Annotated in this window: 23 protein-coding genes, 1 tRNA gene and 1 pseudogene; 11 read left to right on the top strand and 14 right to left on the bottom strand. The window is 67.0% G+C overall.

From position 1 onward, the window contains the following. Positions 1 to 541 precede the first annotated feature (541 nt). The 3 genes from ACWCO2_RS06045 to ACWCO2_RS06035 all read right to left on the bottom strand — a co-directional run bounded on the left by ACWCO2_RS06045 (position 542) and on the right by ACWCO2_RS06035 (position 3,152). Positions 542 to 1,219: an HAD family acid phosphatase gene (locus ACWCO2_RS06045; RefSeq protein WP_450126596.1), complete on the bottom strand. Its 678-nt coding sequence runs from the start codon at positions 1,217 to 1,219 to the stop codon at positions 542 to 544. A 182-nt stretch (positions 1,220 to 1,401) separates the two neighbouring features. Then, the gene (locus ACWCO2_RS06040; RefSeq protein WP_450126595.1) at positions 1,402 to 2,418 is read right to left on the bottom strand and encodes a nucleoside hydrolase; all 1,017 of its coding nucleotides are present in this window, start codon (positions 2,416 to 2,418) and stop codon (positions 1,402 to 1,404) included. Next, positions 2,415 to 3,152, bottom strand: a complete 738-nt coding sequence (locus tag ACWCO2_RS06035) for a GntR family transcriptional regulator (RefSeq protein ID WP_450126594.1) — start codon at positions 3,150 to 3,152, stop codon at positions 2,415 to 2,417. Before ACWCO2_RS06035 ends, ACWCO2_RS06040 begins: the two co-directional genes overlap by 4 nt. A 285-nt stretch (positions 3,153 to 3,437) precedes the next feature. On the opposite strand from ACWCO2_RS06035, the gene ACWCO2_RS06030 reads away from it, so the two are divergent. The 4 genes from ACWCO2_RS06030 (at position 3,438) to ACWCO2_RS06015 (ending at position 5,675) form a co-directional block, all read left to right on the top strand. Then, entirely contained in the window at positions 3,438 to 4,553 is a 1,116-nt protein-coding gene (locus ACWCO2_RS06030; protein WP_450126593.1) for a WD40/YVTN/BNR-like repeat-containing protein, read from the top strand. Further along, positions 4,550 to 4,849 (top strand): MoaD/ThiS family protein, encoded by a 300-nt coding sequence (locus ACWCO2_RS06025; protein WP_450126592.1) that lies wholly within the window; start codon positions 4,550 to 4,552, stop codon positions 4,847 to 4,849. Before ACWCO2_RS06030 ends, ACWCO2_RS06025 begins: the two co-directional genes overlap by 4 nt. 184 nt (positions 4,850 to 5,033) lie before the next feature. After that, positions 5,034 to 5,339, top strand: coding sequence for a hypothetical protein (locus tag ACWCO2_RS06020; RefSeq protein WP_450126591.1), 306 nt, complete (start codon positions 5,034 to 5,036; stop codon positions 5,337 to 5,339). 54 nt (positions 5,340 to 5,393) lie between these two features. Then, on the top strand, positions 5,394 to 5,675 hold the full coding sequence (locus ACWCO2_RS06015) for a hypothetical protein (RefSeq protein WP_450126590.1): 282 nt from the start codon (positions 5,394 to 5,396) through the stop codon (positions 5,673 to 5,675). 97 nt (positions 5,676 to 5,772) lie between these two features. Here the strand turns inward: ACWCO2_RS06015 and ACWCO2_RS06010 are convergent, their stop codons facing one another. Both ACWCO2_RS06010 and ACWCO2_RS06005 read right to left on the bottom strand, forming a co-directional pair. After that, positions 5,773 to 6,090: a hypothetical protein gene (locus tag ACWCO2_RS06010; RefSeq protein WP_450126589.1), complete on the bottom strand. Its 318-nt coding sequence runs from the start codon at positions 6,088 to 6,090 to the stop codon at positions 5,773 to 5,775. 282 nt (positions 6,091 to 6,372) lie between these two features. Continuing rightward, positions 6,373 to 6,654 carry a hypothetical protein gene (locus tag ACWCO2_RS06005; protein ID WP_450126588.1) on the bottom strand — a complete coding sequence of 94 codons (282 nt, stop codon included), beginning with the start codon at positions 6,652 to 6,654 and terminating at the stop codon, positions 6,373 to 6,375. A 444-nt stretch (positions 6,655 to 7,098) separates the two neighbouring features. Between ACWCO2_RS06005 and ACWCO2_RS06000 the strand changes: the two genes are divergently transcribed. Next, positions 7,099 to 7,491: a hypothetical protein gene (locus ACWCO2_RS06000; RefSeq protein WP_450126587.1), complete on the top strand. Its 393-nt coding sequence runs from the start codon at positions 7,099 to 7,101 to the stop codon at positions 7,489 to 7,491. 315 nt (positions 7,492 to 7,806) lie between these two features. Here the strand turns inward: ACWCO2_RS06000 and ACWCO2_RS05995 are convergent, their stop codons facing one another. Beyond that, positions 7,807 to 8,211, bottom strand: coding sequence for an SSI family serine proteinase inhibitor (locus ACWCO2_RS05995; protein WP_450126586.1), 405 nt, complete (start codon positions 8,209 to 8,211; stop codon positions 7,807 to 7,809). A 617-nt stretch (positions 8,212 to 8,828) separates the two neighbouring features. Here ACWCO2_RS05995 and ACWCO2_RS05990 point away from each other — a divergent pair. Beyond that, a complete protein-coding gene (locus tag ACWCO2_RS05990) occupies positions 8,829 to 9,068 on the top strand; it encodes a hypothetical protein (RefSeq protein ID WP_450126585.1) in 240 nt (79 codons plus the stop codon). 267 nt (positions 9,069 to 9,335) lie between these two features. On the opposite strand, the gene ACWCO2_RS05985 is transcribed toward ACWCO2_RS05990, so the two are convergent. The 6 genes from ACWCO2_RS05985 to ACWCO2_RS05960 form a co-directional block, all read right to left on the bottom strand. Further along, positions 9,336 to 9,575, bottom strand: a complete 240-nt coding sequence (locus tag ACWCO2_RS05985) for a hypothetical protein (RefSeq protein WP_450126584.1) — start codon at positions 9,573 to 9,575, stop codon at positions 9,336 to 9,338. Positions 9,576 to 9,899: 324 nt separating this feature from the next. After that, positions 9,900 to 10,373 (bottom strand): RICIN domain-containing protein, encoded by a 474-nt coding sequence (locus tag ACWCO2_RS05980; protein WP_450126583.1) that lies wholly within the window; start codon positions 10,371 to 10,373, stop codon positions 9,900 to 9,902. Positions 10,374 to 10,776: 403 nt separating this feature from the next. After that, complete coding sequence (locus tag ACWCO2_RS05975; protein ID WP_450126582.1) at positions 10,777 to 11,121, bottom strand: hypothetical protein; 345 nt, start codon at positions 11,119 to 11,121, stop codon at positions 10,777 to 10,779. Between the two features lie 67 nt (positions 11,122 to 11,188). Beyond that, a tRNA-Val gene (locus tag ACWCO2_RS05970) sits at positions 11,189 to 11,263 on the bottom strand. 74 nt (positions 11,264 to 11,337) lie between these two features. Beyond that, on the bottom strand, positions 11,338 to 11,646 hold the full coding sequence (locus tag ACWCO2_RS05965; protein ID WP_450126581.1) for an SH3 domain-containing protein: 309 nt from the start codon (positions 11,644 to 11,646) through the stop codon (positions 11,338 to 11,340). A 199-nt stretch (positions 11,647 to 11,845) separates the two neighbouring features. Continuing rightward, on the bottom strand, positions 11,846 to 13,066 hold the full coding sequence (locus tag ACWCO2_RS05960) for an NADP-dependent isocitrate dehydrogenase (RefSeq protein WP_450126580.1): 1,221 nt from the start codon (positions 13,064 to 13,066) through the stop codon (positions 11,846 to 11,848). 205 nt (positions 13,067 to 13,271) lie between these two features. Here ACWCO2_RS05960 and ACWCO2_RS05955 point away from each other — a divergent pair, with 205 nt between their 5' ends. The 3 genes from ACWCO2_RS05955 (at position 13,272) to ACWCO2_RS05945 (ending at position 14,929) form a co-directional block, all read left to right on the top strand. Then, positions 13,272 to 14,099, top strand: a complete 828-nt coding sequence (locus ACWCO2_RS05955) for a metal-dependent hydrolase (RefSeq protein ID WP_450126579.1) — start codon at positions 13,272 to 13,274, stop codon at positions 14,097 to 14,099. A gap of 143 nt (positions 14,100 to 14,242) precedes the next feature. Further along, the gene (locus ACWCO2_RS05950) at positions 14,243 to 14,671 is read left to right on the top strand and encodes a hypothetical protein (RefSeq protein ID WP_450126578.1); all 429 of its coding nucleotides are present in this window, start codon (positions 14,243 to 14,245) and stop codon (positions 14,669 to 14,671) included. Between the two features lie 57 nt (positions 14,672 to 14,728). Continuing rightward, positions 14,729 to 14,929: a DUF1918 domain-containing protein gene (locus tag ACWCO2_RS05945; RefSeq protein ID WP_450126577.1), complete on the top strand. Its 201-nt coding sequence runs from the start codon at positions 14,729 to 14,731 to the stop codon at positions 14,927 to 14,929. A 63-nt stretch (positions 14,930 to 14,992) separates the two neighbouring features. On the opposite strand, the gene ACWCO2_RS05940 is transcribed toward ACWCO2_RS05945, so the two are convergent. Then, positions 14,993 to 15,220 carry a TetR-like C-terminal domain-containing protein gene (locus ACWCO2_RS05940; RefSeq protein WP_450126671.1) on the bottom strand — a complete coding sequence of 76 codons (228 nt, stop codon included), beginning with the start codon at positions 15,218 to 15,220 and terminating at the stop codon, positions 14,993 to 14,995. A 75-nt stretch (positions 15,221 to 15,295) separates the two neighbouring features. Here ACWCO2_RS05940 and ACWCO2_RS05935 point away from each other — a divergent pair, with 75 nt between their 5' ends. Both ACWCO2_RS05935 and ACWCO2_RS05930 read left to right on the top strand, forming a co-directional pair. Then, complete coding sequence (locus ACWCO2_RS05935) at positions 15,296 to 16,330, top strand: medium chain dehydrogenase/reductase family protein (protein WP_450126576.1); 1,035 nt, start codon at positions 15,296 to 15,298, stop codon at positions 16,328 to 16,330. 127 nt (positions 16,331 to 16,457) lie between these two features. Further along, on the top strand, positions 16,458 to 17,285 hold the full coding sequence (locus ACWCO2_RS05930; protein ID WP_450126575.1) for a DUF4253 domain-containing protein: 828 nt from the start codon (positions 16,458 to 16,460) through the stop codon (positions 17,283 to 17,285). A 269-nt stretch (positions 17,286 to 17,554) separates the two neighbouring features. On the opposite strand, the pseudogene ACWCO2_RS05925 reads toward ACWCO2_RS05930, so the two are convergent. Continuing rightward, positions 17,555 to 18,109: pseudogene (locus tag ACWCO2_RS05925) on the bottom strand (GntR family transcriptional regulator); the annotation flags it as partial. Positions 18,110 to 18,183: the final 74 nt, after the last annotated feature.

The following is an 18,183-nucleotide window of genomic DNA, read 5'->3' as shown; positions in this document are numbered from 1 at the left end:
GCGGCTTCGAGCGCCGCGATGTCGCGAGCGGTGAGCTCTTTCCAGCGCTGGGCAGAAGTACGCCATGAACACGGCGTAACCGATGAAGCCGACCATTACGTAGCCGACCGCGCCGGTGAGCAGAACGACGATCCAACCTCCGGCGGGCAAGCGCTCACGTCCACGGCGTCGAGCCCAACCCCGCAGCCCGGAGTGCACTAGCCAACCGGCACCGACCGCACCCACCCACCCACGCGAGCACAGACACGAAGCTGGTCGCCGCCAGCGCCAGGAAAAGGGTCAACACCATCGAATCCCGGATCACCCGGTGGTGGCGAGCGGCCAGCGCCTCCGCCAGCACCGCCACCGGGTGGACGCCCGGCGATGGCGGGATCGCCCGCCGCTCCTCCCCTGCGCATGGCGTCCTTACCACGCGCGAACCGAGCTGTTCCCATCCGACTTCCGGATCGAGCCCGTGTTCCGGAAGTACTGCGATGAAAAGTCCGGTTCCGCCAAACCCACCCAAATGGCGGGATGCCCGTTGGCGCGAACGACAGGGAGCTCAGTCCACTTTGTACATCGGGTTGGGGAGCTTCACGCCTCGTTCGGCGTGGCCTCCGTCGAGGTCTGAGTTCTGGTCGCCGATGTTCAGGACGATCCGGTAGCCCTGGCTCTCGATGTCGGCTCGCGCTCCGCTCTTGTACTGCACCACCGACGGGTCGTGGTCGTCGGTCGGCCGCAGGTAGAGGGCGCTGAACTCCGAGTAGCCCTCCTCGCGGAGGTCCTGCTCGGTGGCCGTGCGCATCTCCGGGGCTTCTCGGCGGCCGGTGACGAAGAAAACCGCGACACCGTTCGAGTTCGCGAACTGCACCAGGTCGCGGGTCGCGGCGATCGCGGTGGGCTGGCGGGACAGCACGTACTCGTCGAACGCCGCCTTGTAGTAGCCGAAGTCGTGGTCGGCCTCGTAGCCGTAGGTGGACAGGCTGGTCTCGTCGATGTCGAGCACGATCGCGGGTTTTTCCACGCCCTGCTTCAGTCGCTGGGCCAGGTAGTGCTGGCCGCGCTCGTCCTCGCGGGCGATGTCGGCGTCCCAGCGACCGGACTCGTGGTAGTCCACAATGGACCTCTTGAGCTCGGACAGGTTCGGGAGCCGGTCGGCCGGTCCGGCGCCCTGCGCCGTGGCGCAGCCGGAGACGAGCGCGCCCAGCAGGGCTATTGCGGCGAACGATCTGATGCGCACGTGCGGAACCTCCTGGTGAGAAACCACGTCAGCAGCCTCGAAGAACTCGCTGCGCCGGAGTTTCGCACGCTTGGCACGCCCGTGCCCAAACCTCGCCGAAATGGGCGATTTCGCACCGCGCCCGTGGTCAGTTTTGCCTAAAACTGCGTGCCCGGACAGTTTTAGGCAAACCTGATACCCGACTACGCAGCGCCACGGGTCTCCTCCGCGCCGCAGAAGCGGTTGACCAGGCGCTCGCCGAAGGTGCGGTCGGTTTCCAGGACCACGCGCACGGTCGCGCTGTCGTCCGCCGGGAACCCGCGGTACTGGCCGCGGAGGTCCGCGACTGTCATGCCACGGGCCGGTCCGTCGCCGGTTTCGACGTCGACCGGGACGACCGGGGCCAGCAGCGGCTCGACGTCGCCCACCGCGATCGCCGCGGCCAGCGGGTCGTGGCAGGCGGCCTTGCGCTCGCCGAAGGCGTTGCGCGCGTAGAAGTCCAGGTACAGGTCCAGGATCGCGGCGGTGAAGGTCGTGACCGGGGAGCCGAAGTCGGCCAGCCGCTGCCGCTGCTCCTCGGTGATCGCCTCGGTCATGGTGGAGTCGAGCGGGACCAGGGTCACCGGCCAGCCGGCCCGCAGCACGATCCGCGCGGCTTCGGGGTCGTTGCTGATGTTCGCCTCGGCGGCCGGTGTGACGTTGCCCGGGTGCATCATCGCACCGCCCATGATCGTGACGTGCTTGACCAGGCGGGGCAGTTCCGGATCCAGCTCCAGCGCGGCGGCCAGGTTCGTCAGCGGACCGACCGCGAGCAGGTGCACGGTGCCGGGGTTCTCCCGCGCCATGCGCACGATCAGCTCAGCCGCCGGTTCGCTGATCGGCGCGACCGCCGGGACCGGCAGGTTCGTGTTGCCCAAGCCGTCCTCGCCGTGCACGTCCGGGGCGAGGTGCCTGCTACCGCGCAGGTTGTGGGGCGCTCCGATGGCCACGGGGATGTCCGTGCGACCGGCCAGATCCAGCACCCGCAGCGTGTTCAGCGCCGCCGTTTCCGGATCGGTGTTGCCGAACACCGTTGTCACCGCACCGATCCGCACGCTCGGGTCGGCGAGCAGGTACAGCAGCGCCAGCGCGTCGTCGATGCCGGTGTCGCAGTCGACGATCAGGGTTTCCTCGGACGCCATCGGTTGCGTGCCTTTCTGCTCTCGGATTGCAGTACTCATCGGGATTGGCGCACCGGGATGCCGGGTGCGCCGCTGGGCAGCGCGTACTTCGCCGCGATCAGCGGAGTTCGCTCGACCGACACGACCTGGGTGATCAGCACGACCGGGGTGTCCGGTGACCGCCCGAGGACCTCGCCCCGGCGTCGACCGAGCACAGTTGCGGCCACCGAGCTGGCCCCGCTGAGCGGAAGGCCCAGATCGAGAACGGACACCGCGTGCAGCATCGTGCGAGCTCCGCCGGCCGCCAGCACCTCGGGAAGTGCCTGGTCGACGGCGGCCAGCGCCTCGTCGGGCACGCACCACTCCTCCACCAGGCAGCTCGGCACACCGTCGACGACGACGAGGCTCTCCCAGAAGCGGATGTCGCAGCGCGCCGGGACCGGCAGGTGCTGCATGACCAGATCGGTCGGCTCCTCCACCGCCCTGACCAGCGGCCGGACCTCGACACCGTCCGCGCCGAGCAGCTGCTCGATCGGCTGCAGCCGTTCGAACCCGCGCCGAGCCGGGCGGTCGTTGACGGTCCGCCCCACGCCGCGCCGGACGGTGATCACACCGTCCTCCTGCAGCAGGATCAGCGCTTCGCGCAGCGCCGGTCGGCTCACCCCGAGGTCGGTGGCTAGCTCGGGTTCGGAGGGCAGCGTCGAGCCCGGCGGGTAGGTACCCCGCCGGATCGCCTCGACGATCCGCTCGTAGAGGTCCACGACCGGTCGTCGCTGTGGGCGCCTGGCCACCATGCCGAACTCCCTCGCTGTTGTCAGACAAGCTAGGAGAGCCCGAAGCCACCCGTCAAACCCTCTATGTGCCAAATCACCACGAGGACCGACAGCTTGTCAGACAAGGCGTGCGCAACCGGTCGAATCCTCGCCCTCGACCGATGAGATTCCGGTCCGGCACTGGTCCAACTGGACAGACTGGCCTCGCGAGGTGCGTGCGAACGGAGTAAACAGTACCCCCGAGCGGTCGCCCCAAGCCCAAAACCGCAGGCCGACGAGTTCGGCCGATGAGAACAGGAGCTAGCGATGAGCCGCGTCCGAATACTCGTCGGCACCCGCAAGGGTGCGTTCATCCTGACCGCGGACGGCAAGCGGCAGGAGTGGGACATCAGCGGGCCGCACTTCGGGGGCTGGGAGACCTACCACCTCAAGGGCTCCCCCACCGACCCCGACCGGATCTACGCCGCGCCGTCACTGGGCTGGTTCGGTCAGCAGCTCCAGCGCTCCGACGACGGCGGCCGGACCTGGCAGCCGGTCGACAACCACTTCTCCTACGAAGGCACGCCCGGCACCCACCAGTGGTACGACGGCAGCCAGCAGCCGTGGAAGTTCACCCGCATCTGGCACCTCGAACCGTCGCCCACCGATCCGGACACGGCGTACGCCGGGGCCGAGGACGCCGCCCTGTTCCGCACCACCGACGGCGGGCAGAGCTGGCACGAACTGCCCGGCCTGCGCCAGCACGGATCGGCTTCCGGCTGGCAGCCCGGCGCCGGTGGCATGTGCCTGCACACGATCATCCAGGCCCCGGACGACGAGAACCGCTTCTACACCGCCATCTCCGCGGCCGGCGCCTTCCGCACCGACGACGGCGGCCAGACCTGGAAACCGATCAACCGCGGCCTGCGCTCGCAGGGCATCCCCGCCCCGGAGGCCGAGGTCGGCCATTGCGTGCACCGCCTGGCCCTGCACCGCAACAGGCCGAACGTGCTGTTCATGCAGAAGCACTGGGACGTGATGCGCAGCGACGACGCGGGCGAGTCCTGGTACGAGATCAGCGGCGATCTGCCCACCGACTTCGGCTTCCCGATCGACGTGCACGCGCACGAACCGGACACCGTCTACGTGGTGCCGATCAAGAGCGACGAGCAGCACTACCCGCCGGAGGGCAAGCTGCGCGTGTACCGCAGCCGGACCGGCGGCGGCGAGTGGGAGCCGCTGACCAACGGACTTCCCCAAAGCCATTGCTACGTCAACGTTCTGCGCGATGCGATGGCGGTCGACACGCTCGACGAGTGCGGCGTCTACTTCGGCACCACCGGCGGCCAGGTCTACGCGTCGGCCGACGCCGGGGACAGCTGGCAGCCGATCGTCCGCGACCTGCCCGCGGTGCTCTCGGTGGAAGTGCAGACGTTGCCATGATCCGCGTCCGATTGCCCAACCACCTGCGAACACTGGCCAGGATCGAGGACCGCGAGGTCGCCCTGGAGGTCGCCGGTCAGCCGACGCAGCGCACGGTGCTCGACGCGCTGGAAGCGCGGTTCCCGGTGCTGCGCGGTACCGTCCGCGACCACGAAACCAAGCAGCGCCGCGCGTTCATCCGGTTCTTCGCCTGCGAACAGGACCTCTCGCACGAATCACCGGACGCCCCGCTCCCACCAGAAGTCACCGCCGGATCGGAGCCCTACTTGATCATCGGAGCGATGGCCGGGGGCTGACACAGCTACGCATAGCGCGCCCAGTTAACCGAAAGTGTGGTCGGCCAACACGCTGCGGCGTGTTGGCCGTGCGCGCGATGGCCCCGGTGGAAGGTTTGCCGCGTCTCACCGGCCGGGCTCCGAAAGTTCGGGCCCGTAGCCGGTTTGAGAGCGAATGGCAGGCAATCAGATCGGAGTTTCCGAAGTGCGCAACACGATTCGTTTCCTCCTGGCCGGAGCGGCCGCGACCGGGGTGCTCGCGATGGGCGCCAGCCCGGCGCTCGCCGCGAAGGACAAGGAGTCCGACGACGACTCATTCGTCACCGCCGCGTCCCAGGGCGGCGACGGCGGCTACGGGGGCAAGGGCGGTTTCGGCATCAACATCTGCCCGGCGATCGGCCTGCTGGCCAAGGCCCAGGCCAAGTGCGGAGCAGGCAACGGCGGCGGAGCCAACGGCGGCGATGCCGACGCCTACGCCGAAGACGACAGCCAGGACACCGAAGAAGAGTGAGGAATCCCCTCGGGCGCGGGTGAATCCCGCACGAGGTTCAGGAACGGAGCAAGAGTGACTACTTCTTTCCGTCTGCTCAGCAGCGCCGCCGTGCTCGGTCTCGGCGTGCTTGCTCCGAGCGTTCTCGCCATCCCCGCCGCAGTCGCCGGTCCGTCCGCCGATGCCACGCGCGGCACCGCGGGCGAGTCGGGCGAGGAAGGCGGCGGGACCAGCCTCTGCCGGCCGATCTCACTCACCGGCGGCTCGCTGGTCGCACTGTGCTCGGCCGGGCCGAGCGGTGAGAGCGCGGACGGTTCCGAATCCGTCACCGTCGCGGACGGCGACGACGAGGGCTGAATCCTCAGCACCCAGCACGAAAATGGGTCGGCTTCCCCAGCGGGAGCCGACCCATTTCGTTACGGCAGCCAGGAGGGAGCATCTCCTAGCGCAGCGCTCACTTGTGGCGCTTGTACACCTTGTCGTGACTGTCGTCCTCGGCGTACGAATCCGCGTCTCCACCGTTCGCGCTGCCACCATTGCCCGAGCCGCACTCCGCCGAAGCCGGAGACAGCACACCGATCGCCGGGCAGATGTTGATGCCGAAACCACCGTTGCCGCCGATCCCACCGGCGCCGCCCTCGGAAGCTGCGGTGACCGTGGAGTCGTCGTCGGACGACTCCTTGCCCTTCGCGGCGAACGCCGGGGACGCCCCCATGGCGAGCACGCCGGCCGCGGAGAGACCGGCAAACAGGACACGCACAGTACTGCGCACTCTAGACTCCAATCAGATCGGGAACCACTGCCGTCCGGCGCCCCGCACCGAAACCCGCGGAAGACGCCGTGATCGACGGGTGGACCCTCCCACCAGAACCTCCCGCGCTACCTCAACGACATGCCGGTCGCTCCCATGATCACCCGGTGGTGCGAAGACTCCTCGTTGTCATCGCAATGAAAACCCGCAGAACTTCAGGAAAAACGAATTGTGCCGACCCGCGGAGCGGATCGGCACAATTCGTCAACTGCACATCACGGCGATGTTCGCCTCAAGGTCGCGTCAGTCGTTGCCCGCGACGGAGGAAGCGTCACCACCGAGACCAGCACCACCGTCACCGGCCGAAGCGTTCCCGCCGTTACCGCTCGACAGGACGCTCAGGCCGCTGAGCAGGTTCACGCCCAGACCACCGTTCCCGCCGGCGCCGTTACCACCGGTCGCTTCGGACATCGCGTTGTCGCCGTAGTCCTTTCCGTGACCGCCACTGGCGAACGCGGGCGAGCCGATGGCCAGCGCAGCGGCGCAAGCAGCAGTGACACCGATAAGACGAAGCGAAGTACGCATCCTTTGACTCCCATCCATGATTGGATCACCACCAGGTCGGCAGTATTTCCCGGAAGTTTCCGGAATTTGGGGGGGTGCGCCGACCTGCAAGACATACATTGCCACCGATTCGACGAGCTTCGCATTTCCAGCCACACCAAAGGGGAACCCCGTCCACCCATGCGGCCCTGCGATCACCCTGTGTCGTTCAAACCACCGATTCCCAAGAGCGCGGTTTGACTGATCAGATGATGAAAGCGGCCTGCCGCAATAAGGAGCAAGAAGTAGGATCCGCATCCGATCACAGGATGATCAACAACAAGACACGAGCAAATCTCGTACCAGCCGGGGACTTTCGCACTGATCGGCTGACCCCGAGGTCAACGATGTTCGCCGTGCACAACGCGCGGTTGAGCTCTAGCGTTCATCAGCGATCCCGTACCGATGTCCTACAGGAGGAAGATCATGGGAATTCGCCGCGAGGCAGCAGTTTTGCTGGCCGCGCTGGGAACGCTGGCCGCTGGCAGCTCGGTCGTCGCCGCGACGGCCTGGGCCGCACCACCGCTGAACGTGGAGGTGAACGAGGCCCAGTGCCTGCACGCCGACGTGCCTCTCATTCCTGCCCCAGTGAAGGGGACCTATCCGATGGTCACGCTGACGATGCGCAGCACGGCCAAGGAGAACGAGCGGACCGACTACTCGGTCACCGTGAACGGCACCGAGCGCGCAGCCGGCACCCTTAGCGGCGGCGGGACGGCCGTCAACGGCATCAGCGTGGACAACGGCAAAGCCTCCCGGCTCCTCGTCACCAGCGGGAAGTCCATCGTCGTCGACCGGATGGTGACCGGCCGCTGCTGATCGGCCTGATGGCAAACGAGAATCGGGGAGCAGACCACCGGCCTGCTCCCCGATTCTCGTTGTGACCGAGCAATTCCTGTTTTTCCTCCGAGCTGACGCCAACCCGGACTGGAGGTGGTGGCTTCACCGAACCGAAGTCGGTGAAGCCACCGAGAACGCGACGCAGGCAGCTCACCGGGCCGAGTCACGCCCGGCACCCAAACCCACCTTGGCCCCGAACCCGTGGAGTGCGAGAGGGGGGCCACGAGTTCGGCGGCTTTCACGCCTCGTTCCTTGCCAAAAGCGGCAAGTCTTAAATCCGCCCCGACAGCTGGATCAGAAGTCGAAGAGCGCTCCGGTGCGGGCTTTGAGCTCGCAGGGGTTGGGCGCCGAGAGCTTGAGCTCCACCGGCTTGCCGCGCCAGTTCCCCTTCGCCTCGGCGTTGACGACCCGGCGGTCCTTGGTGCAGTTGTTGCCGGCCCGGGCGTCCAGGCGCTGGAGGTTGCCGTTGACCAGCTGGAGCTGGTTGCACGCCGCGGCCGCCTGCGGGTGGTCCCCGCCGATCGGATCGCAGTTCAGAGTCACCGTCCTGGTCTGCTGGTTGGATTCGGTGACCGACAACGTGAAGGCGCTCTGCTCCGCGCTGTTGTCCGTTGCTGCCGCAGCGGCTCCGGGGACCAGCACTGCCATCGCGCACGCAACACCCGCCGCGGCCCGGCCGAGCAACCGAATATCGGACATTTTGCGTCATCCTCCGTCCGAGCGGAAAAACAAACCCGTGTCTTCTCTACCGCACCGCAGACGATCTCTCCTGGCGAGCAAGAGATGATCACTGATTGGGCGGACCCGAAGAGGTAATCGCAACGCACCGCTGAGCACGAAGCTGATCTGCGCACTCGCGCGTAATCCCGCAGAACCTCGATCTCCACGTCCGGCCGCAACATCGACATCCAGCGCAACGGCCAGTGATCATGAGTAACCCAATGGCGGCATGCCCACAGGAATCCAGCAGGATTACCCGAATCTGGCTCGACAGACGCGCGGGAGCGCAAATCCGAATCCGCGCGGCCTCGGCTAACCCACGGTGATCTCGCAGCCCACCAGCACGGTGATCGAACGCCAATCGTCTGACTAGCGCACCCCGGCACTGCCGGGAATCAACAGCGGACCGGAAGCGCCGCGCCCCGGTTGACGGTAATCACCGAGAAACAGCGCTCGGGAAAGTCGAGTTCTCGATCACCACATGAGGTGAGAGGAAATAGTTCCGGGTTGCACGCCGCTCTCGGGGCGCTAACGTTTCGAGTGATCCTGCCGACCGCGGGGTTCCCCAGAAATCCCTACCAGGACTCGCGCGTTACATGCCCATGGCCTTGACGTGCGGATTTCATCCGGCACTACTCACCATTTGCAGGAAAGGTATTTCTGAGATTCGTTCTGCCAAGCGCGTCATTGCCGCTACCGCCCTCGGCCTGCCGATCATGTTCGGCGCCCCGACAATGGCGTTCGCCGGTGGTCACGAGAACGGCGACGACCAGAGCCAGGCCCAAGACCAGGACGCCACCACCGACCAGGCGAACACCAACGTCTCGCCGATCTAGCAGTTCCACGTGGGCAGCAAGGGTGAGCAGAACGCCGTGAACGCGGTCGACCAGGACAACAACGCCTCCACCGAGGAGAACGCAGGCGCGTTCCAGAGCGACGAGGACTGAAGTCGCACCAACCACCACTGAGCAAACCCAGTGGTAAAACTGCTCGGCCCGGCGACACGATCGCCGGGCCGAGCAGTTCTTTTGGAGCTCCTGTCGTCGGCGCCGAGGTTCCGCCACTTGCACCGACAAGCAAAACGAGTGCGCCAGACAGGACTTTCAGTCTTCGTCCTGGAACGCTCCCTCATCCTGCTCCGTGTCGTTGTCGTTGCCCTGCTGGGTCCAGGTCATGGCGTTCTGCTCGCCCTTGCCGTTGTTGACCTGGGTGACCGGCGAGATGTTGATGTTGTTCTGGACCGTGTGGTTCTGCGCGTCCTGCGACTGGAGCTGCTTCACGATTTCCGATGCCTTCGGCGGCCGCGACGGGCCCTTGCCATTGGCCGCCAGCGCCGGGCTCACGACCCCAGCAGCAGTGGCAGGCCCAGAGCCGCCACGGCGAGCGTGCGCTTAGCAGTAAGCATCAAATGCTTCCCTTCCTTGCACTTCCGAGTTTCCGGAGCGGATCCGGCGAGAATGCACAACTCGAAATCCGGGCTGCCCAGCTAGCTAAAACGGGCAGCCGGAACCTACCGGGAAGCACCGTGCCCGCCCGTGCAACGACACCAGCGATCATTCCAACCGGTGATTGCGGACATGGCGAAGCCCGTTGGTCCGGCACGACCGCGTCGGACCAACGGGCTTCAGAGCCGATCAGGGGCGAATATCGGGAGCGCCCCGGGAAATTCAGAAGTTGAAGCGGAACACCGCGTTGGGCGTGTCGGAGTTGCCGCCCGTGTCCAGCGGCCGCTCACCGAGCATCAGCTCGGTACCGCGGTTGTACTGGCTGGCGACGACCGCCAGGCCCGACTGGCTCTTCGGCGTGATGACGAAGCCACCGTACGGGCTGTTGATCAGATCCCACTGCTGGCCTTGCTTCCATGCCGCGCACGGTGCGGTGAAGACCGGCCCGTTGGCCTGCATGGTGGACTCAGCACACTCGTTCGTCGCCCGGTTGCGGAAGACGGTCGAGCCATTCTGCTGCCGTTCGAGCGTCCACGCGCCCCACGGCCCGGTCGTCTGGGTGGTGCTCTCGACGTTTCGGCCCGCGCCCGGGGAAACCCAGTGCGTCCCGTCGGCGACGTTGGTGATTTCCGTGGAGTTTCCCCAACCGGCTTGCGCCGAGGCGGGCAGAGCGGGTGCCATCGCGAGCGTAGCCATGGCACCAAGAGCACCCAGCGTCCAGCGAGCGCGCATCATAACTACTCCTCCATGCAAGGAAATTTCAGATTTGGACGGCCTTTTCGGTCGCCCAAATAGATCTCTACCAGTGCTGACGGGAAATCTCGCATCGTGTCACTACAACGTGTGGCAGCGAAACCCGGTCAATGATCGATTTTCTCGTGGCCCGTTGGATCATTCCGATCTGGACGGCCACGAGACGAATATGACACTCGTTCGGAAAACCTTGCACTTGGCCGAAAACCTAACCAACTGTTGAGAAAATGTCCCTCCTCGAATGATCATCCTTTTTGGACTACACAGGCACAAGAAGTGGCCAGGCATTCACGAGAAACGTGAATGCCTCGCCGCTCTCTTCACTCTCCTATTCCAGGAGATCACATCAGCCCGCCCTAGCCACCGATTCCTTCCTGCGGCTTCTCCGGGCGGTGCTGCGGAGGCTTGGAGCATTGGTGGTCGTTGCAGTGCGGCGGCTTCGGGGGCGCGGCTGCTCGCTGTCGATGACCACGTTGCGGATGAGGTGGACGTCGGTGAACAGGCCGGTGGAAGCGGCGAAGCCGAACTCGTAGGTCTGCGGCACCGGGGTCGGAGCCGGGGTGAGCACCACGTGGCCCCGGCGGCGCGACGGTTCGAGCGCTGTCTGGGCCTCGGCGGGCGTGGCCGCCGGCGGCAGCTCGGTCAGCGGCCCCTGCAGGTTGCCCGGAAGCGTCGATGGCAGATGGTCCACAAGGGACACCGCGGGGCGCGGCCCGGGAAGACAGAAGCCCCGGCTGGTATCAGCCGGGGCTCTCATCTGGTGCGCGATACTGGGATTGAACCAGTGACCTCTACCGTGTCAAGGTAGCGCTCTCCCACTGAGCTAATCGCGCGGAGCGGTGTTCGTCCGCGTGCCTTCAAAGCTTAGCGGAGGCCTGATCGCGGCTTCACACCACCCCGGGGATTGTCAGGGTGCGCAGGCACTCCCCGGCGCGGGCAGCAGGAACTGCTGGGCGGCCCACCGCCCGCCGCCGAGGTCGCGGAAGCCGTCCACGACGTTCGGCAGCGCGTTCACCTGATCGCCCTGCCGGAGGGCGTCGACCTTGCGCTCCGCCGGGCCGGGTCCGGAGCGGACGTTGAGCACGTCGGCGGCGACGTGGAACGAGCAGTGCTGGGACGGATCGGGAGCACTGCCGACCTCGTGGGTGCTCGTCAAGTAGAGCGCGCCGATCGCACCGGCACCGATGAGCAGCAGTGAACGGGGCACGAAGAACACGGCGAACCTCCTGGTCAGGCACGACACCTCAGCTTTAACGCCGTGGCCCGGCAGCGAGAACCCGAAGCACCCGTCAGCACGTCCCGTTCAACGCCTCGGGTGTCGCCCACAGGTGCTCGTGCGCACCCCGTGACATCCCCTGGGAAAGCAGAACGCCGCCCCCTGGCGGGAGCGGCGTTCAGGACCTCGCGGAGGAAGATCAGCTGTTGGCCATCTTCTTCTGCAGGTTCTCGTCCAGCGTCGCGAGGAACTCCTCGGTGGTCTGGAACTGCTGGTCGCCGCCGACGAGCAGCGCCAGGTCCTTGGTCATCTTGCCGCTCTCGACGGTCTCGATGACGACCTGCTCCAGCTTGTCGGCAAAGCCGATGACCTCGGGGGTCGAGTCCAGCTTGCCGCGGTGCTGCAGGCCCCGGGTCCAGGCGAAGATCGACGCGATCGGGTTCGTCGAGGTCGGCTTGCCCTGCTGGTGCTGGCGGTAGTGGCGGGTGACCGTGCCGTGCGCGGCCTCGGCCTCCACCTTGCCGTCAGCGGTCATCAGCACGGAGGTCATCAGACCCAGCGAGCCGAAGCCCTGCGCCACGGTGTCGGACTGGACGTCACCGTCGTAGTTCTTGCAGGCCCAGACGTAGCCGCCCTCCCATTTCAGGGCGCTGGCGACCATGTCGTCGATCAGGCGGTGCTCGTAGGTGATGCCCTTGGCGTCGAACGCGGCCTTGTACTCGGCGTCGAAGATGTCCTGGAACACGTCCTTGAACATGCCGTCGTAGGCCTTCAGGATGGTGTTCTTGGTCGACATGTAGACCGGGAAGCCGCGCTCGAGGCCGTAGCGGAACGACGCCCGCGCGAACTCCTCGATGGACTTGCGGTAGTTGTACATGCCCATCGCGACGCCGCCGTCTTCACCGAACTTGGCGACCTCGAACTCGATCGGCTCGCTGCCGTCCTCCGGCGTGTAGGTCATCGTGACGGTGCCCGGGCCGGGGACCTTGAAGTCGCTGGCCTTGTACTGGTCACCGTGCGCGTGACGACCGATGACGATCGGCTTGGTCCAGGTCGGGACGTAGCGCGGGATGTTGGAGATGACGATCGGCTCGCGGAAGATGACGCCGCCGAGGATGTTGCGGATCGTCCCGTTCGGGCTCCGCCACATCTTCTTGAGGCCGAACTCGTCGACGCGCGCCTCGTCCGGGGTGATGGTGGCGCACTTGACGCCGACGCCGTGCTTGGCGATGGCGTTCGCCGCGTCGACCGTGACCTGGTCGTCGGTGGCGTCCCGGTGCTCGATGCCCAGGTCGTAGTAGTCGAGGTTGATGTCCAGGTACGGGTGGACCAGCTTGTCCTTGATGAAGGACCAGATGATCCGGGTCATCTCATCGCCGTCGAGCTCGGCTACGGTGCCCTGAACCTTGATCTTACCCATGTGGCGGGGTGCTCCTCTCGCGAGAATGCAAGCGGTACGAGCGTACTGCTATCGGGTTCGATTGTGCCTTCTACCCTGCACCGACCACCAGCCATACCGGCGCGCGATGCGCCACTGTTCGGCGCGTCGATCTCGTGTCGTGATCTTCTTCTAGGCTCGACCCGATGCAAGCGATCATTCGATCGGACGATCTTGGAGGGGGCTCGTGTCGACCGGACCGACCCACGCGATGAGCGGCTTGGCCCTATGGGCGGGCGTTACCGCCCTGGCCGATACGCACGCGCTCGGGCAATTATCCCCGAAGACCTGGGTGGTGGGCGCCACGCTGTGCTCCGGCGCGGCACTGCTGCCCGACATCGACCACCCGAAATCGACGGTGGCCAACACGTTCGGCGCGGTGTCGCGCGGCATATCGGCCGTGTTCAGCGGCATCAGCGGATTCCTCTACCGCCTCACCCACACCAAGCGCGACGGCAAACGCGAGGGCACGCACCGCGCTTTCACGCACACCGTGGTGTTCGCCGTGCTCGCCGGACTGATCACCACCGCCATCGCGCAGACCGGCAACGACACCGCGGTCGGCGTCCTGATGTTCTTCTTCGCCGCTCTCGCGGTCCGCGGGCTCCTGCACGTCAAATCCTCACGCAAGGACGCGCTGCTGATCGCGGTGGCCTCGCTCCTGCTCACCGTCGCCTGCTGGGCGTGGGCAGGCGATCAGCCGACCAACCCGGCAGCGTTCGGAGTGGCGGTGATGCTCGGCTGCGTCGCGCACTTACTCGGCGATGCGATCACCGAGCACGGCTGCCCGATGCTGTGGCCGGTGCCGCTGGCCGGCCAGACCTGGTACCCGATCGCCCCGCCGAAGTCGATGCGGATGACCACCGGTGGCCGGGTCGAGATGGCCATCGTCGGCCCCGCCCTGACCATCGCGGCCGTGGTACTCAGCTCGGTGGTGCTCTACCGGATCGGCGCGGCGCCGTGGATCGCCCAGCTGAACCTGCCGCCGGAGATCATGGCCTGGATCAACCCGTAGCCGGTTCGCCCAGCGGTCCAAAGAACACCGAATCGATCTCGGATAACCCCAGAAGGGATATTTCGCCCATCCCGTCACCGACGGGCCGATAGGGTACAAGAGCGGCACTACCCCCCGGTGTCGCTCTTAGCCCCGGAGGGACGATGCGAGCTCGGAAGAAGTTCGTGGCAGCGGCGTTTTTACTGCCGGTGCTGACCGGTTTGGCGGCGTGCGGCCAGACGCAGGAGGCCACGCAAGGCCTGGAGCAGGCCAACGAGCAGTTCCAGGACACGAAGCAAGGCCTCGACATCGCGTCCAGCTGCTTCCACGCCCTCAACGTCGCGAGCTTCATGCCGAACTTCGCGGATCCGGAGAAGGCCAAGGCCGATGCCCAGGCCAAGGTCGACGAGCTCCGCCAGCTGGCCGAGAAGACCAGCGACCAGACGCTGCGGCAGAACCTGCTCGACGTGCAGCAGTCGGTCCAGCAGGTCGCCGACGGCGAGATCAGCATGGACGCCAGCAACGACTGGGCGACCGCGCAACTGGAGAAGTACCAGCAAGTCGCCACGACCTGCTCCCAACTCGGCAGCTGAGCTCCGCTGCGGAGTGTGGTGCCAGTCACTTAGTCTGGGCCTGCGGAGGTGATGGGCATGAGAGCAGCCGTGGGTGACCAACTGCACGTGCACAGCAAGCACGTCGACGAGGCCGATCAGGTCGCCGAGATCCTGGAGGTTCGCGGGCCGGACGGGGCGCCACCGTACTTCGTGCGCTTCAAGGACGGGCACGAGAGCCTGGTGTACCCGGGCGGCGATTGTGAGATCGAGGCCCACGTGCCCCGCCAGGGGCGCTGACCCGCAGCTACCGCCGCGGCCGGTGCGGCTCTCCCACCCCGGGCCGGCCGCAGGCGAAACAACTCACCCCCAGGGCTGGTCGAGCACCGACGCCACCTCAGCGCGGAACAGCGGCTCCGGATCGATGCCCATGCCGGCGAACTGGCCCTCGACCTCGAGGCTGACCAGCCCGTGCAGCCGCGTCCACGCCTGCAACCCCCGCTGCAACACCGCGAACGGCAGCGTTTCCGCGCCGCGCATCTCCCGCCACTCGACCAGTTGCCGGTCCAGCTCGGTGCGCGCCGCGGGCAGTTCCGCCGGTGCGAGCTCGGCCAGCGCGTCCAGCAGCGGCTGGAACTAAGGTTTGAGCTTCTTGCGGAGGTAGTCATGGCGGTGCCCAACAGCGGCGTCGAGGTCGTGTTCACCGAGCTGGGCGGCACCGAGGTCGTCGCCACTCGCACCAGCGCACTCCAGGCGCCGGGGTCGCACCACGTGCTGGTGCGCACCGAAGCCGCCGGGGTCGCCTTCGCCGAGGTCCAGATGCTGCGCGGGCGCTACCCCGCGCAGCCGAAGAACCCGTTCGTCCCCGGTTACGACCTGGTCGGCGAGGTCGTGGCGGTCGGCTCCGAGGTGACGGCGTGGCGCGTCGGACAGCGGGTGGCGGCGCTGCCGGTGACCGGCGCGTGGGCCGAGTACGTCGAGCTCCGCGACCAGGACCTGGTCGCCGTGCCGGACGAGCTGGACGCCGCGGAGGCGGTCGCGGTGGTGCTCAACGGAGTCACCGCGCAGCAGCTGCTGCGCGCCGGGAAAGTCCGGAGTGGACAGACAGTCCTGATACACGGCGTTGGCGGCGGTGTTGGCATCTTGCTCGCGCAGCTCGCGGTGAACGCTGGGCTGCGGGTGATCGGGACGGCGTCGGCCAGTCGGCACGCCGCGCTCGCCGACCTCGGCATCGAGCTGATCGACCACCGCACCTCCGACGTTCGCAGTCTGGTGGCCGAACTCGCGCCCGGCGGGGTGGACGCGATCTTCGACCCGCTCGGCCCGACGAGCTTGGACGAGTCGTGGCAGATGCTCGCGCCCGGCGGCACCCTGGTCAGCTACGGCAGTTCCCGGACGCTGCACGACTCCGGGCCGTGGTGGAAGCCCTATCTGAAGGTCGCCGGACGGCTCGCCAAGTGGCGCTTGCTGAGGCTGATCGGCAGCACCGGTGATCGGCGGGCTCGGCTGTACTACATCAAGTCCGACGCCCAGTTCCGCTCCGACCTGGCCGAGCTGTTCCAGATGGTCGCCAGTGGACGGTTGCGGCCGCTGATCGCCGCGCGGTTCCCGCTGGAATCCGCAGCCCAGGCGCTGGACCTGCACATCTCCGGCCGGGAAACCGGGCGCATCGTGCTCGTCCCCGGACTTTCCGCCGAATAGAGCGCAACGACCTCGCGCGAAACGGCTACGCCCCGCGCTCTCGGTCGTCGCGCCACGCGATGGGCGGCACGAGGCAGGCTCTAAGGTGGTCGCGATGAGGGGTGCTTGGCGAGGAGGCGGTGAGGAAGTGTTGTACGACCAGGGGGCGGGGGCACCGGGCGATCTGTCCACGGTTTTCGGCACCGGGGTGTCCGTTTCGCTGCCACCTGGCGAAATCCTCACCGAGCAATCGGCTCTGTCCGGCAACCCCACGCCGCTGTGCTGGATCAGCGACGAGCCGCCGGCGCCGCAACTGGTCGCCACGTTGCGCGCCGAGCACCCGCAGAGCGGGCTGTGGCCGTTGCTGCTGTGCGACAGCGATGAGGTCTACGGCGAGCGCTGCACCGTCGGTGTCGTGCCGCCGGAGCCGCTGGAGCACATCGATCGGTGGCGGGTCGTCGACGTGATGGCCCGGATCTGGGACGGCCTGGTGCAGGCCGACGACGAGCTCGGCCCCGCCTACGACCTGGAAGTCCTGGCGCCGTTCAACTACCGCTGCCCCGGCCCCGCGCGCGCCGGGAACCTGCTGGCGGACGCGGACATCCTGGCCACCCAGCAACTGCCGAAGTTCATCGAGGACGACATCCGCCTGGCGCTGATCCCGGTGCGTCGTGGCGCGGATGTCCTGACCGCCCTGGGCTGGTCAGGCGCGTCCAACCACGTCTCGCGCACCGCGGGTCTGTCCGCGATGGCGCGCAGCTGGGAAGAACGCTTCGGCGCCCGAATCCTGCGGCTGGGACCGGACCGCCTCGACCTCAGCGTCGCAGCCCCACCCCAGGACGACGACCATGCTGCCGCAGTCGCGGCGGAGCACTGGACGTTCTGCCCGGACCGAATCCTCCAGGAAACCGGCACCATCGAAGCCTACGCCCAGGAAATCCGCGGCCGCCGCACCTGGTCCTTCTGGTGGGAATGACGGCGTGAAGGGCACTTTTGGCCGGACCCACCCGTCGCCCGACCACCACCCCCCAAGGAGGCGCTTCACCGCGTTCTAGCGGACCACTCGGCGAGCCAGTTGGCCAGGAGTTCGACGAGCATCACCACGGCGAAGGTCAGGATGAGAACCGTTGTGACCACGCCGAATTCGAGGACTCGCGAGACGTTGAGCAGGTAGTGCCGATGCCACCCGCGCCGACCAGGCCCAGCAGCGTTGCCGAGCGCAGATTGGTGTCCAGCCGGTAGGTGGCCGACGAAGGCCTGCAGGAACGCGTACAGCGAGCCGGTCGGGTCGAACTCCCCCAGGAGTTCCGGAAACCGGTGCTTGGGCAGGTAGCTGGACTCCAGCCCGACACGCTCGCCGTCGGCGAGCAGCACGCGCTCCAGGTGCACGACCTCGTCGCCGGCTCCATCCCGAGGTCCGCCGCCAGTTGCGCGTCGGCCTACCGGGATTCGGTGTCGATCATCGACCGCCCCCGGTTCCAAGCCCTGCCCGCGGACGCTTTCGGTGTAGCTGGCCAGCGCCATCGGCTGCGCGAGCTTTCGGCGGCGCGACAACGGTTCGACTCCCCTGCCGCCGCATCAGCCGACCTTCCAGCATCAGCTCGATGATCGCCTGCCGCAGCGTCACCCGCGACACCTCGAACCGCTCGGCGAGCTCCCGCTCGCTCGGCAACGCAGAGCCCTCGCCGAGCTCCTCGAGCAGGTAGAGGAGCTCGATCTTCACCGCGTAGTAGCGCGGAATCGGCCATGTTCGGGAATCCCGGCGCGAACCGGCTGATCCGCCCGGTGGTCGAGACGCACGAACCAACCCTACTGCGACAAAGCCCCCGACTTCCCACACCGTGAAAACCCGGACACCTCTCACCCGCAGCTGC

The sequence above is a fragment of the Saccharopolyspora sp. NPDC002376 genome (assembly GCF_053593195.1).
The sequence above is the reverse complement of the archived record's forward strand: the minus strand, read 5'-3'. Positions and strand labels throughout refer to the sequence as shown.